Origin of the sequence: Providencia sp. PROV048 (assembly GCF_033688165.1) — a bacterium.
Classification (GTDB): domain Bacteria; phylum Pseudomonadota; class Gammaproteobacteria; order Enterobacterales; family Enterobacteriaceae; genus Providencia; species Providencia hangzhouensis.
The window spans coordinates 1-14,400 of the sequence record NZ_CP096361.1; the positions used below are offsets into that span (position 1 = coordinate 1).

Consider the following 14,400-nt stretch of genomic DNA (forward strand, 5'->3'; position numbering starts at 1 on the left):
TCAAATTTACGGATCCATCTCTGTATTATAAGAGGTGCTTTATTGCTAAAATAGTTACAAGGGAAACAATGAGCACAGATAAAATAAATAAAAAGTCTATTTCCCCAAAGAAAAACATAGGCTTTACTGAAACTGAAAGAAAATTAGCGGCTATTTGTGATAAAACTTTTCTAAAGCTCTGGTCTTGGACCAGTTTATATAGTAATGAAGGTATCAAGCAAAATGGAAAAGGGAAGGAAATCTGCGATCTTCTGGTTTATTACAATAATACAGTCATTATTTTTTCGGATAAAGAAGTTAAATACACTGAAGATAGAGAAAAAAATATTCCTGAAGAGGATGGTACTTCTGTAGCTTGGAAGCGTTGGAAAAGAAGAGCAGTTGATAATTCAGTAAAGCAGATTGAAGGGGCAGAAAGTTGGATTCGCACACATTATGACCGAATTTATTTTACTGAACAATGTTTGTCGAGTGATAAATTTCCGTTTATAAATAGCGAAAGCATCAATCAACTAAATGTCTATCGTGTTGCCATCGCTAACGGCTGCCAATATCCGCTTTATCTAGGTAATGGTATTCATGATGGTATCATCACTAACTGTAGAGATCGTCATGGTAACTATATACACGTTTTTGATAGCTCAACCATTGAAGCTCTAACACAAGAGCTAAGTACCGTAAATGAATTCGTAGGATACCTAGAGGAAAAAGAACGCGCAGCACGAGAAGGATTTTTTACCAACTATGATAAGTTGATAGAACTTGATTTGTTAGCGACATATATCCTAAGCCCATCCATAAGTAGGGATGCAGGTTTATACTTTAAGGAAGAAGGGTTTAAAATTGAGAGGTTTAATGAGCTTAACAAGGCTAGTGATTACTTAAATGGAAAGCAGGAAGATCGGGTTTCACTTATTTTTGATGATTTAATTGAGTATATCTCTGATCAATTTGTAAGAGGAGAAGTTATCTGTACAGGTTTAACTAAGTTCGAAGCAAACCAAAAAGTATTGGAGGTTCTATGTGATTTTGATCGGTTAAGTCGTAGAGAACTTTCCAAAAGTATTATTGCTAAGTTCAAAGAAACTTTAGGGCGGGCTATTAGTAGTCGGGCTATTTTATTGGGAGAGGATGACTCATCTTATACTCGTAATTCCATTTTTGCCGTTGTTATTTTCCCAAAGGCAGTATGTAAAAAAATGAGTAAAGTAGAATATGAGGAGGAAAGACGTTTGATTGCCCAAGCCTACGCTATTTATTATCAACAGAAGACATCAATGAACAGAGATATTGTAGTGGCTGTGTTTGATAATATTTCAGAACCTCCAGTGATGTGGAACACAAACTATAGAAGCTTTATGGCTAGAGTATATAAAAAAGACTTCGCGCTGGTTTATCGTGAGAAGAGAAATGTTACTGAGCAAGAAATTGACTTATTTCATGAAATGCAAAATAAATGGGGTATATTAAAATCCTCCCCAATAAATAGTTTTCGAGGCAGGGCTTATCAGTTTCATGACTAATTAATATTCATAATGGAAATTAAATTTTTGAGATTTATTGTAAGGCATGGATTAATAAAAACCTGAGCGTCTCATTTAAAATGAACTGCAACCTGTATGTTAACACGGAAAAATGTAAGCAACGTCCGCTCCTGGCTGTGAGTTCAACCGGTGGATGCAACACACAGCACAAACCTGCCACCTAGTAATATTAGGTGTTTTTCACCTCTCTAGAGAAAGTGTATTTCATAATACATCTCAGATATGCAATAACTCATTGGTGTAATTTAGGTATACCTTTTCAACACCATCCAATTCTGGTACTGTTTAACCTATTAATTACCACTTAAATAGAACTGGTTCTCTATAATGACCTCAGCAGTACAAAATCGCTTTGTTAGAGCTTACCTTCGAGCATCAACATCAGAACAAGATGCAACTCGAGCTCAAAACTCAATGGAAGCATTCGCTAAAGAACGAAGGCTGTCAATTTGTAATTACTACATTGAAAATGAATCAGGTTCACGTTTAGATCGCCCAGAGTTGTTTCGGCTTCTTAAGGATTGTCAAACTCAAGATATTTTATTAATTGAAGATGTTGACCGGCTCTCTAGGTTAACTATGGATGATTGGAATAAATTGAAAAAAATGATCCACCAAAAAGATATCCGTGTCATGGCTATTAATGTACCGACAACTTGGCTATCTGCAAATATGAATGATTTTGATAGTCGAATGTTTGCCGCTATTAACGATATGTTACTTGATATGTTAGCCGCAGTTGCACGACGTGATTATGAGCAACGTCGTGAAAGACAAAAACAGGGAATAGAAAAAGCTAAAAAAGAAGGAAAATATAAAGGTCGTCAGGTAAATCAAAATCGATATGATGCAATCAACCGTTTACTCGATAGCGGCCACTCATGGAGCCAAGTTCAAAAAGTTTTAGGCTGTAGCAGAGGTACTATAAGTCGAGCAATTAAACAGTCTATTTAAAGAAAGTAAAAATTGAATTTATAATGAGCATAAACGTATGCCAATACATTGAATTGGTATAATCATCATTTAGGTATTTTAAAAAGAAAGGGGTTTAAAATGAGTATTTTCAGTAAAATCAAAGAAATAGAAACAAAATATAGTATAAAAATACACGAAGGCGAAAATTTTAAGCAAGCGTTGTATAATGGGCATATAAGTGATAGTGATGATTATCTAATTGATAAAATTGAACTAGCAGCAAAGCATTACCCAAATTTAGATCTTGCTTTGTCTACATACGAATCTGACAATTCATCACCTAGGCAATTTTGTTATACTATTGTCATTCCTGTTGTATAAAAAAACACCAAATTAATGGTATCGGAATTTACGGTGATTCCGGCGTGGAACCCAAATAAGATGTACATCGCAATATGAAATCAATATCTAGTCTTAACCCATTGGATTATATGAGCTTACAAGGTGTAGTCGGACAAACCGTTGTTTAAATCAAAATACCCCTTATTGAAACTTAATTACGGCATCGAAGTATTTTGTAACAAAAAACCCGCATTTGCGGGCTTTTTGTTACAAGCTCAATAGGGATGTTATACTAAATTTTTTGACATTTTTTATTATCGGGTGAGCAGCGTAATCCGCGACATATCTTGCAGTAGGATTGAGGAATTTTTTCTCCATTTTGAACTATACGAAACCCAAAAACTTCTTCGATTTCATTGATGCTATCGGCTGTCACTTCACAACAAGGACACTCAGCATATATTTCGTAAGCCATTTAATTCTCCTGTAATTAACTATCTTTATTTTTTCTATCATTCTGCCATTAATTTTTTTTAATACTTTCGAAACTTGCTTAAAGGGGTTTCGCTCCCATTTCATCGAAAAGTCCAAGTTTAGCTCATAGCCCTTTGATATCAAGGGCTATAGGCGATGTTCCATGCAGTAATATTAAATAGTTATTTTAATTTTTAAATGGTTTATCGACTTGATACAAGTCAGAGATAAACATCGCATCGCCATCAATATCATAAAAATGCGTTTTGATGGAAAATGGCGTAAAACTTTGCTGATCATAAAAGAAGTTATTTCGAATAAACACCTTATCCATCTGTGCATTAATATGCAATGCGAGTGCATTTTTAGATTCTGTATCTAGAGTTTCAGCCTTTTTAAATTTAGCGATATCATCTGCCAATTGCATATCTAGGGTAAGCATAAATGTATTATTTAATACTTGAAAGGTTATCGGATCTAAATAAGGCTGATAACCCCATTCGATAAAGTGATGATATAACTGTAATGTATGCTGGTTAAATAACCTGATACTATTCATTTCGTACAAATTTTCGATCCGTCCAGCCCCGATAATTTCATTATTTTTAAGGCTTAACGATAGCTCCGTGGATTTACCTTCTAGAATAACAAAAGCAAAAAAATCATGCGTCAAGATCGAATGCAAATCATCAAGTTCCGTAAAGACTTCATGTTTTTTATGTGTCCATAATTTTTCAGCAAGATGACATACAGAGAGCCACACCGCATCTTCATGTTTTTTGAAGTCAAATACATTTCCTTCTGTATCGTTTGACGTTGCGGTGTTTCGCCGTGCACTGTCCACTAAATCCGAGTAGGACTTATAGCCTATTGATAAACTGAGTGCATCGCGGATCGTCCGCGATAAATAGGGCTGCTTAGGAAAAAGAGGTTTAATCACGTCATAGACAAAAGAGTGTAAGACCTCAAAAGAGGAAAGCATCGATGACGTCATCGCCATTTTAACGGGATTAATGGGCGTCAGAAATTGAGTTGTATTCATACTATATACCTTATTTTTAATGAAGGTAATCAGGAACCGTCTACGCCAGCCTATACCTTCAAAAAATAAAGTAAGGGAGGTTTAAAATAAAAATCAGTGCGATGGCCGTAGAGCTCATGCCCTTATACTAAATCAAATTTTCGCACTCAGGGCAACCCCTATTTTTCAGCCCTAAATTTTCCTCTGGTGATCGGTCAGAGTGATTCGCTATTTTTTTAACCACACCCTCACGTCGTAAATTCCCCTACCAATTGCACATTTGCCGTCAATAGCGGGTAAAACGCAATTCTCATTCCTGCCTTGCGTATCAAAAGGATGCCGAAAACCCCACATCTAGTGATAATGAAGTTCAAACACCCCAATATGCAGCAAAAGTAGTAAATTGCACACTCTAGCGGTAAAACGCAAAATGACTAAAATCCTCCACACCCCCGAAAAAAATCGACCGCACAGAAGGCCTGCTACGATGAAAAAAGAGTATAGGTAAAGCAATCGGCTGGCTAAAAGAAAAAATCACGTAAAATGGCGTAGAATTGGAATTTGGCGGAGGGCAAAAAGTGACACGCTAGAGAAGTGTCACTCACAGAGGAAATGCATTCTTTAGAAAAAAGCGATAAATCAATTCGTTTACTGGGATTGGGGAGGCGTTAATAGCGTTAAGCAACGGTCGAGGATAACGGGATTATTGAGGATCAGGATTTTTTGGGGTTCCACGCCTGAACCACTGATTTTTCCGATACCTAGTATCAGTTAGGGTTGTCACAAAAACGGACGATTGATTGGCAATTGTTAAACTACAATTTTAACGATTTAAAATCGTCACATACCCACTAGTCAGCTACTTTATATAAAGGTGATAATTGCATTTTTTTATGTAACTCTTCATTCCAAAGACTAACAATCCATATTTTTTCACGGTCATTTTGACGTTTAATAGAGTTAACTATATTACATAAAGCCATATGGCAAATTTTATATTCTTCTGTAGATAAAGATGTGAAATCGACAGTTAGATCATAATCGAAGGAATCAAATATCTTATCGATAATATATGCATGTGATTGCAGCTCTTTTTTTAACTCATCCGATAATATTGTTAAGGACGGAGTTCCTAAGCCTACAGACAAACCACTACCCAAGTAATACATACCAGCCATATATCACCTCATTAATACAATTTAATTTTTTTCTTGGGTTGATAAAGTATTTATATGTTCTTATAATTTTGCTTGATTTTGAGAATTCAATATTCTCATATCAATAGCTACTATGTCAGCTTTTGCTAAATGAACTCGGATTTGTTCCACTTAGGTAATTTTTGCAACAAGCCCCTCGAATATCCCTTCAAAGTCTTTAGCCGCTAAATTGGAAAGTTTATACATTATGAGCGTTCTTCACTTTCTTAGCGCTGAGTTAAAAATGCGCAAATTTATTATTTGCAACAAGCCCATATTTCTTACTCCTCGCTTTATGACAAATTTGTAATCATTTTTTAATCAATGACCCATAGTTATAATGGTAGTATTAATATAAATAAACTGATAGAGAGTAAATTTGTTATGAAAAAATTAATATTAGTAATCTTAACTAGTGCGTTATGTATGACAGCTGCAGCTTCTTATGCAGACAGCATGGCTAAGGACAGCATGGCTAAGGACAGCATGGCTAAGGACAGCATGGCTAAGGACAGCATGGCTAAGGACAGCATGGCTAAGGACAGCATGGCTAAGGACAGCATGGCTAAAGACGGCATGGCTAAAGACAGCATGGCTAAAGACAGCATGGCTAAAGACAGCATGGCTAAAGACAGCATGGCTAAAGACAGCATGGCTAAAGACAGCATGGCTAAAGACAGCATGGCTAAAGACAGCATGGCTAAAGACAGCATGGCTAAAGACAGCATGGCTAAAGACAGCATGGCTAAAGACAGCATGGCTAAAGACAGCATGGCTAAAGACAGCATGGCTAAAGACAGCATGGCTAAAGATGATAAAATGTAATGCTGTATTAATAAATAATAGCTAAATATTCATATAAGTACCTTTTTTAGGTTATCTTTCTGATAAAACTAGAAAGGGTACTTTAATCTTCAGCATGAAGATAATTCTATTAAAATATTTGTCAACTTACTTTTCAAACTCGTCAAAATAAAAGTGCTTTAACGGCTCCATTTGTTGATGAAGAATTCGGATAACAAAAATATCATCGGTTCTATATCGGTAAAAAATTGCATGCTTAGAGTGGTTATGACGCCTAACCCCAACTGCAATTTCTGTACACTCGATTCCTATCAATGGATTGCTGCTAATCACTTCTAATACATCGTGTAAATTTTTGGTGTATTCATCCGCTTTCCTAACACCAAAATTCACGAGGGTATACTCGAATATCCCTTCAAAGTCTTTAGCCGCTAAATTGGAAAGTTTATACATTATGAGCATTCTTCACTTTCTTAGCGATATCTTGGAGCGTTAACGACGACTCACCACTTTGCTCACCGGCATCAATTAACATCTTCAATGCTGCTGTTTGTTTTTCTTGGACCTCAAGTAAACGTAGAGCAGAGCGAACGACTTCACTTGTTGAGCCATATCTTCCAGACGAAATGAGTTGATTAACAAACTCATCCAGTTGAGCTCCGATTGTTACACTTGTTGTACGAGCCATAAAATTACCTTTGTGTTAATTATTAACACAAAAATTTTAGTTGACCCATTTTATAAAATCAAGTCAATTCAATCTATAGCTTTAGGGTATACCCCAGAGCGATAACCTAAAATGCATCAAATCACTATCAATGCAATAACCTATATGCGATACTTTTTATGGGATAACTTAAATGCGATAGATAGGTGAAAAAATGTTCATCCGTGCTTACCTTCGAGCCTCCTCTGAAGATCAATATGCAGATAGAGCAAAAAAGATGCTCAATGATTTTGTTGAAGAACGAGGTGGACGAATTGCGAATTATTATCGCGAACACATCAGCGGAACAAAATTAGAACGCCCCGAACTCTCTCGTTTACTCAGTGACAGTCAACAGGGTGATATTTTGCTCGTTGAACAAATTGACCGACTGACCCGATTAAATAACGCAGATTGGTTAAAACTGAAAAAACAAATTGAGCACCATGAGTTACGCATTGTGAGTTTAGATATTCCGACATCTTGGCAAGCTCTAAATAATCAAGATCTGACACAGAATGATCCTATCACTCAAGCCGTCCTTTCGGCCATTAACACCATGTTAATTGATCTAATGGCCGCCATGTCCCACAAAGATTGGATTAGCCGCCGGGAACGCCAAAAACAAGGTATTGAACGTGCACAATCATTAGGTAAATACAAAGGGAAGCAACCCGATAGAGAACGCCATGATAAGGTAATTTATTATCGAAAAATCAAAGGACTCAGTATTCGAGAAACCGCGGAAGCGACTGGCTATAGTCGTTCTCAAGTGTGCCGTATTCAGTTAAATGACAAACAGAAATCATAAAGACAATTTATTTCATTTTCTGTTATTGGTGAGGGGGTTCGCAGCACATAAGATACTGCGAACAGAAAAATATCACTGCAAGGAAATCAGATCTTCACGGCTTAAACCGGTACTTTCAATAATCAGTTCAAGGCTGACACCATTTTTCAAGAGATTACGCGCCATCATAATCTGCGCTTCACGCATCCCTTCTTCACGGCCTTCTTCACGGCCTTTTTCCCAGCCGATTTTTTCGCCTTTATCTTGTAAGCGTTGTGCAATGTTCACAATGACCTCCTGATGCTTATCTGCCTGTTCACTCAATTGCTGGACAATATGTTCAAAGTTCGGCGAATCCAGCGCAATGAACAGGTAATTGAGGATAGTGATGATGTCGTTATCACTATTATACTGTTGATTCAATGCTTGTGCCAATAACGGGATAACTCGGTCAAATTCATCCCGCAAATATTTGTGCTTCATCGCCAGCTCCATCACGGCCACTTTGCGATGATTCACCAGCTCATTATCATCAATCACCGTCACATCGACCAACGGGAACGGTTGGGTATACAACGTATTGGCGATATCGGGTAACGGAAAACAATCGGTCCACAACTGGGAATACGGATAGGGTGAGCGGCCACCGTGATAAAACAGCACCGGAACCACCAACGGCAGCGTTTTATTCCCTTGCTGAAGGTGTTGATTCATGGCTAAAAACGCATAATGCATCAATCGCCACGCCATCAGCTTATCCGGCGTCGATTGATGCTCGACCAACAGGTAGATATACCCTTCACCTTCAGTGGTTTGTACCGAGTAAAGCACATCCGATAAGCGGGAGCGTAATTGCTTATCAATAAACGAAGAATTGGTCAGTGACAAGGTACTAAAATCACACAGCGCTTTGATGTGCTCCGGCAAATGTATCTCAAAAAAGTCCTTAGCACTGTCAACTTGCGTCATAAAGCCTTTGAAAGCGGCATCATGGGCTGTCGGGGTCTGTTTGGGTTTCATCAATCCGCCTTTCACACGTCACATCTTAAGTGGCTAGGATACTCAAAATGACGACGCTTGTCCGCTTTTTGACGTCGAGGTATGTTCGTTGGCCACTTGTCCAATACGCACGACTTCAGACACAAGGTGATTCACGCGCCAAAGGAGTTTTACGATGAGCAAACGCATGACTGAAAGCCAGATTGTGGCGATTTTAAAAGAAGCCGAAGCGGGTATGCCGGTGAAAGATATTTGTCGTAAGTACGGCATCAGTAATTCAACGTTTTATAAATGGCGCGAAAAATACGGCGGTATGGAAGCGTCTGATGTGCGCCGCTTGAAAGAGCTTGAAGAAGAGAACCGTCGACGTAAGCAGATGTATGCTGAGTTGAGTCTCAAGTCACAGATGCAAGAAGACATCATAAAAAAGCTCTAGCGCCTGTGGCAGAACGGAAAGTCTGGGCACACGAGTTACAGGTGCAGTATAACGCAAGCGTAGTGAAGTGCTGTCATGTGGTTGGTATCAGTCGTACCGCTTACTATTACGAGCCAAAGCTGACCGATGATGACGAAATCATTGATGCCTTGAATGCTTTAATCGACAAGCATTATCGGTGGGGGTTCCCGAAGTGCTTTAAACGCCTTCGAAAGCTAGGCCACAGTTGGAACCACAAACGTGTTTATCGCGTTTATAAGGAGCTAAAACTGAACCTACGACGCAAAGGCAAAAAGCGACTGCCCAACCGTAACCCAGAGCCGTTAGCTGCACCGAATGCATTGGGAAAATCTTGGTCAATGGACTTTATGAGTGACAGCTTGCACAACAAAGTCAGGTTCCGCACATTTAACGTTATTGATGACTTTAATCGCGAAGTTTTAGGTATTGATATTGCGACCAGCATGCCGTCATTGCGTGTCATACGCTATCTTGACCAACTTGCTGAGTGGCACGGTTACCCTGAGAAAATTCGGGTTGATAATGGCAGCGAATTCACCTCGGAAGTGTTTGTAAATTGGGCAAAAGCACATGACATTATGATTGATTACATTAAACCCGGTTGCCCATATCAAAACGCATACATTGAACGATTTAACCGAACTTATCGCGATGATGTACTCAATTGCTACATTTTCAACAACCTGAACGAAGTGAAGCAAATAACCGAAGACTGGATTGAGCTATACAACAACGAACGGCCGCACGATTCACTCAATGACATGACGCCATTTGAGTACCGAAGTGCGGCATAAATATTCTACGAGATGACTGTGTTATAAATGGGGTATTTACATCGTGTAAATACCCCACACTTTTTTACGTTCCAAAAATTTAAAATAAAGCAATACTAGAGATTTACCCTCCTTCATTTTTATTTTCAAACTCCTTTTTAAACAATAAAACTTCACTCATTTTTACTTTTCCATGACGATTTCTTTTTGGGAGTTTCAATCCATCTAAATCACCAGTGGTTCGGTATAACATAGCCAAATATTCAGGTTTAATTCCTATATGGGGTTGTGTGCCCATTTCATCGAAAAGTCCAAAGTTTGCTTGTAGCCCTTTGATATCAAGGACTACAGCCGATATATAGTTTAATAATATTAATAGACTATGCCGCTAAGCTTAACGACTCTTCTGAAATAAGAGGATCTAAATTCTCCAGTAATCTTTCCAGTACAATATTATCTTTTTTAAGGCCAAAGGTGTAATTACCGGCCAGCTGTATATGCTGCCATGCGACAGGTGATAACTCAGCTATCATATTCACCGCTTCTTGATTATTTTCACGCGCAAATTTTTCAATCAAACTGGATAATAATGCAGAATTATAATAAATAATGCAGTTAGCAATGATACGAGCACAATCATTCCATTGTTCTATCTGGTAATCATCGCCACCTCTGAATTGATTACCATTAATTGACGCAATTGCACGCCGTAATTGATGGTAAGCCTCACCCCGATTAAGTGCTTGTTGGACAAACTGCCTGAGCATTTTGTCATCAACATAATCGAGAACGTATAAACACTTAATTATTCGGTCATATTCACGAAGAGCCGCTAAGGTGCGATTGTTTTTCTTACTGTTAGAAAGCTTAGTAATCACCGTGCTTTGTGTCGTCGTTTTACGGCTTAATGAACAAATTATCCATTGAATATTTTCCCACTCTTCTTGAATGAGTGATAAGTTGAGCGATTTTTTAAGTTTCAGGGAAAGGATTTCATCATACTCGATCTCAAACAATTCATTAAAAACGTGTTTAAATTTTGCATATCGCGGGGCAAACTGATACCCAAAGAGATCAAGGATAGCAAAGTTTACATTGTTAACGCCATGCGTGTCTGTTGCTAATGTTTTGGGCTGAATATGGCTGGTATTATTATAGAGTAAATCGAATGCGTGGTGAGCCTCATATTCATTGGCTGAAATCACTTTCGTATTTATTGGTACATGATTTGAAACTAATGTGAGTGCTGATACGCCTTTCCCTTTTCGGAAATATTTAGCAGAAAAACGGGCTTTAAATGTATTGATTCGGCAACCATGTTTTTGGCCATCAATACTACCAAATGGGGCACTTTCGTTAATCGTATAATATTTGAAAATGGGGAGTTTTGCTAAAGCATCAGCTATCATATCATTAGCTTCACTCGTTGTTTCAGGCCTAATATAACCATCATTGACGGCTCTAAGCACACCGATGGCTCTATCTGATATTGATGACATATGATGAACACCATAGTTTGAGCCATTTCCAAATATGCAAGCGAGTAAATCGCCCTCTTTGGCCTTAGTGTTTTTCTTTTTTGATGCGATATTTTTAAATGCATCTAAGTAACCCGTTTTTTGATGAACATAGTCCATAATTTCAATGATCCCCATATGTTGGAGCTGGTTATATATGGGATTATCAATGTCATCTTTCCAGCGTTTATTCGCCAGTTTCCATGTTAACTGATTTGAACGCGGTTGAAGTGTCACGAAATCATTGGCTCCATCATGGATATTGCGACCAATTCGCTCCATTTGGTCTCTCAGTTTTTGCGTTAATTCCGAAAGCGTTTGTTGTATCGGTGTATTGAGCCGAGTTAATCCTGTTTTTTGAATGATGACATGGCTTTTTTTCCACTCGGTGGCTGAAATCAGATCATCGTCTAAACGCTTGTTGCTGGCGCTTTCATTGATGTAAATATTGTTACTCTCAATCATCCGAGCCACTTTTTGGTATAAATAGTATTCAAATCGTTGAGTATTAACCTGTTCATCTATCAGGATAAAAGGTTTATCGTTTTTTAACAGTAACCGCTGATCGACGGTAGAAATGTGCTTATCTTTTTGAAGTTCTGATTTTGCTGTTAATAATTGGGAAGATAGTAGTTGTAATCCTGGTTCGCACTCGATATCAATCGCGAGAAAGAGTGACCTCATTGTATTCGCAATTTTTCTGTATTGTGTATCAATGTATAGCCACTCATAATGGGTTTTATCAAAACTATTCTTATTAAGATGTTGACTTATTAACTGAATTTCATCTTTAGACATCATTGCAAATGCATTTTGGCGAATATCACCAAATTGCGTATTGTCACTGACGTTTTCATCAACAAAGAGGTGTAAAATATTACCCGCATGCATTAACTTTTCACGAATAATTTCCAGTTCTTCTGCAATGCGTAACTTAGCTAAAGCACTCGCAGCTTCCCTTTGCTTTCTCGTCACATATAAAAAAGCTGTTACCAATTTATCATTAGTTTCTTGGTAGCGAAAAAATAGATAACAAACCAGATATAACATGCCTTGCCATTCGGGAAATCGACGAATTTTATAAATCGATTGATGTTGAATAATCGATGCATAATAGCTTAAATTACCTAATGATAATCCCAATTCACCAACAAGACGTTTTACGTCGGGATAAACACTTTTTATGGCATTATGCGTTTCAATTTCACTTGCGAGCTCTGTCGGTGTAAAATCTTTAGCTGCGCCTTGTTGGCCAGATAGACTATTTAAAACCCCTTTTGTATGCAGTATCTTCTTTAATTTTTTATGTATTATTGGTGGCACGCTATTTGAAAGGATCAACTCGGTACGATGCCTCTCATTAGCTAAAACCGTGGTGATCATATTTTGCAAAGTGGAATAACCCACTAATCCAATTCTGTTTTGACCTAAAAAAGCGAGGCATTCATCAAAAATATATTTGGGGTATGTACAGATTGTTGCGACATCACCCAAACGCTCTATCAAGGCTTGTTTATCTTGTCTTAATAACCGCGAAAAACCCAGTATTTCATGCATTTTAGCGATCAATGTTGCTCGAGTACTTTTAGCAATAAAGGGGTATTTCGGCTTTCTATTTGGAAAATGTGTCGCATAAATATAGTCGACATCTTGTTTAACCTCTCGTAGTTTAAATTGAGCGACAACAGGCTTCGCGCGAAAATAACCAATCAGAAGAATTAAATATATTTTCGTTTCAATTTTTCCCATTTTAGTGAGGATTTTTTTTATACTCGGATCTAATGAAAAATATTCTTCACGCTCAATTTGATTAAATATTGGACGAGAATAGAGCTCATGAATCTCCTGTTCTGTCAAAATTTGAATACGGCCTGATTTAATCTCTTTCATTGTGGTTATGTTATATCCTCTAAAAATAAACAACATCATATAATGGACGCGCGCGTAATCGATATAAAAGTGCAATTTAAGTCTACCTTAACTACACTAGGTAAACTCTAGTGTAATAAGTATAAAAAATAGATGTATAATGCACTACTATAACAACACCAATGTATAGTGCACCGATGAAGACAAATATACGAATTTATGGGTATCTTCGCGCATCAACGCATGAGCAAGATGCGTCTAGAGCAAAAAAAGAACTACTTAGGTTTGTGGAAGGAATGGGGCTGCAAATTGCCTGCTGGTTTGAGGAGAATGAGTCGGGTGCTCAACTTCACCGACCAGAACTCTTCCGCTTGCTCAATGTGGCCATGGCAGGTGATATTATCTTAGTTGAACAAGTGGATAGAATTAGCCGCTTGAATACGGATGACTGGGAAAAATTAAAATATCTCATTGGACATAAAGGGCTAAAGATTGTGTCTTTAGATCTTCCAACCAGTTATCAATTTATGAGTAGCACTGATGCGTTTACAGAACGAATGCTCGCGGCTCTTAACGGTATGATGTTAGACATGCTGGCTGCAATTGCGAGAAAGGATTATGAGGATAGACGCCGTCGCCAAGCCCAAGGAGTGCAAAAAGCCAAACAAGAAGGAAAATATAAAGGTCGCCCGATCAATAAAATATTACACCAAAATATTAAAGGCTTGCTGATGGAAGGGAAAAGCTATAGTCAGATAGAAAACCTGATAGGTTGTTCAAGACATACGATTTCAAAGGTATCAAAATCGATGAAAGCAGCGAAATAAATGACTTATCCATAGTTATGATATCAATGTGTTACGAGCAAAATTTGGGCTTTTCGATGAAGTGGGCTAGCCCCCCTAAAAGAGCCCATAGTAAACATAAACTTCAAAAAAGCTTGATTTGTGGGCACATCAGGCACACAATAAAAGAGTGATAACACATGAGGAT

14 protein-coding genes and 2 pseudogenes are annotated in these 14,400 nt (G+C 37.8%); 7 read left to right on the forward strand and 9 right to left on the reverse strand.

The genetic code is table 11. The features are described 5' to 3' along the window. Window positions 1–68 precede the first annotated feature (68 nt). The 3 genes from M1F26_RS19500 (at window position 69) to M1F26_RS19510 (ending at window position 2,840) form a co-directional block, all read left to right on the forward strand. Window positions 69–1,523: a hypothetical protein gene (locus M1F26_RS19500; RefSeq protein WP_140172788.1), complete on the forward strand. Its 1,455-nt coding sequence runs from the start codon at window positions 69–71 to the stop codon at window positions 1,521–1,523. A 348-nt stretch (window positions 1,524–1,871) separates the two neighbouring features. Next, window positions 1,872–2,498 (forward strand): recombinase family protein, encoded by a 627-nt coding sequence (locus M1F26_RS19505; protein WP_220693744.1) that lies wholly within the window; start codon window positions 1,872–1,874, stop codon window positions 2,496–2,498. A gap of 99 nt (window positions 2,499–2,597) precedes the next feature. Beyond that, window positions 2,598–2,840 carry a hypothetical protein gene (locus M1F26_RS19510; protein ID WP_140172923.1) on the forward strand — a complete coding sequence of 81 codons (243 nt, stop codon included), beginning with the start codon at window positions 2,598–2,600 and terminating at the stop codon, window positions 2,838–2,840. A 622-nt stretch (window positions 2,841–3,462) separates the two neighbouring features. Here the strand turns inward: M1F26_RS19510 and M1F26_RS19515 are convergent. From M1F26_RS19515 to M1F26_RS20050, 3 genes are all read right to left on the reverse strand, one after another. Then, window positions 3,463–4,317 carry a hypothetical protein gene (locus M1F26_RS19515; RefSeq protein WP_140172925.1) on the reverse strand — a complete coding sequence of 285 codons (855 nt, stop codon included), beginning with the start codon at window positions 4,315–4,317 and terminating at the stop codon, window positions 3,463–3,465. A gap of 830 nt (window positions 4,318–5,147) precedes the next feature. After that, on the reverse strand, window positions 5,148–5,474 hold the full coding sequence (locus M1F26_RS19520) for a hypothetical protein (protein ID WP_140172926.1): 327 nt from the start codon (window positions 5,472–5,474) through the stop codon (window positions 5,148–5,150). Window positions 5,475–5,534: 60 nt separating this feature from the next. After that, entirely contained in the window at window positions 5,535–5,624 is a 90-nt protein-coding gene (locus M1F26_RS20050) for a hypothetical protein (protein ID WP_375547323.1), read from the reverse strand. Window positions 5,625–5,918: 294 nt separating this feature from the next. On the opposite strand from M1F26_RS20050, the pseudogene M1F26_RS19525 reads away from it, so the two are divergent. After that, window positions 5,919–6,248, forward strand: a pseudogene (locus tag M1F26_RS19525) (pentapeptide MXKDX repeat protein); the annotation flags it as partial. On the opposite strand, the pseudogene M1F26_RS20055 reads toward M1F26_RS19525, so the two are convergent. The 3 genes and pseudogenes from M1F26_RS20055 to M1F26_RS19535 all read right to left on the reverse strand — a co-directional run. After that, window positions 6,246–6,329: pseudogene (locus M1F26_RS20055) on the reverse strand (pentapeptide repeat-containing protein); the annotation flags it as partial. The pseudogenes M1F26_RS19525 and M1F26_RS20055 sit on opposite strands and share 3 nt — an antisense overlap. Window positions 6,330–6,443: 114 nt before the next feature. After that, entirely contained in the window at window positions 6,444–6,749 is a 306-nt protein-coding gene (locus M1F26_RS19530) for a type II toxin-antitoxin system RelE/ParE family toxin (protein WP_140172927.1), read from the reverse strand. Continuing rightward, window positions 6,742–6,984: a type II toxin-antitoxin system ParD family antitoxin gene (locus tag M1F26_RS19535; RefSeq protein ID WP_071548927.1), complete on the reverse strand. Its 243-nt coding sequence runs from the start codon at window positions 6,982–6,984 to the stop codon at window positions 6,742–6,744. Before M1F26_RS19535 ends, M1F26_RS19530 begins: the two co-directional genes overlap by 8 nt. A 193-nt stretch (window positions 6,985–7,177) precedes the next feature. Between M1F26_RS19535 and M1F26_RS19540 the strand changes: the two genes are divergently transcribed. Then, window positions 7,178–7,813 (forward strand): recombinase family protein, encoded by a 636-nt coding sequence (locus M1F26_RS19540; RefSeq protein ID WP_125894910.1) that lies wholly within the window; start codon window positions 7,178–7,180, stop codon window positions 7,811–7,813. Between the two features lie 72 nt (window positions 7,814–7,885). On the opposite strand, the gene M1F26_RS19545 is transcribed toward M1F26_RS19540, so the two are convergent. After that, window positions 7,886–8,812, reverse strand: coding sequence for an Rpn family recombination-promoting nuclease/putative transposase (locus M1F26_RS19545; protein ID WP_125894908.1), 927 nt, complete (start codon window positions 8,810–8,812; stop codon window positions 7,886–7,888). Between the two features lie 154 nt (window positions 8,813–8,966). Here M1F26_RS19545 and M1F26_RS19550 point away from each other — a divergent pair. Further along, window positions 8,967–10,042, forward strand: a protein-coding gene (locus tag M1F26_RS19550; protein ID WP_404932935.1) for an IS3 family transposase whose coding sequence is annotated in 2 segments (ribosomal slippage) — window positions 8,967–9,216 and window positions 9,216–10,042 — 1,077 coding nt in all. Because the reading frame shifts where the segments join, the coding sequence is not laid out codon by codon here. A gap of 103 nt (window positions 10,043–10,145) precedes the next feature. On the opposite strand, the gene M1F26_RS19555 is transcribed toward M1F26_RS19550, so the two are convergent. Further along, window positions 10,146–10,319, reverse strand: coding sequence for a hypothetical protein (locus tag M1F26_RS19555; protein ID WP_180359558.1), 174 nt, complete (start codon window positions 10,317–10,319; stop codon window positions 10,146–10,148). An 82-nt stretch (window positions 10,320–10,401) separates the two neighbouring features. Further along, the gene (locus M1F26_RS19560; protein ID WP_042849110.1) at window positions 10,402–13,428 is read right to left on the reverse strand and encodes a Tn3 family transposase; all 3,027 of its coding nucleotides are present in this window, start codon (window positions 13,426–13,428) and stop codon (window positions 10,402–10,404) included. Window positions 13,429–13,604: 176 nt separating this feature from the next. On the opposite strand from M1F26_RS19560, the gene M1F26_RS19565 reads away from it, so the two are divergent. Further along, complete coding sequence (locus M1F26_RS19565) at window positions 13,605–14,234, forward strand: recombinase family protein (protein ID WP_316928192.1); 630 nt, start codon at window positions 13,605–13,607, stop codon at window positions 14,232–14,234. Window positions 14,235–14,400 lie beyond the last annotated feature (166 nt).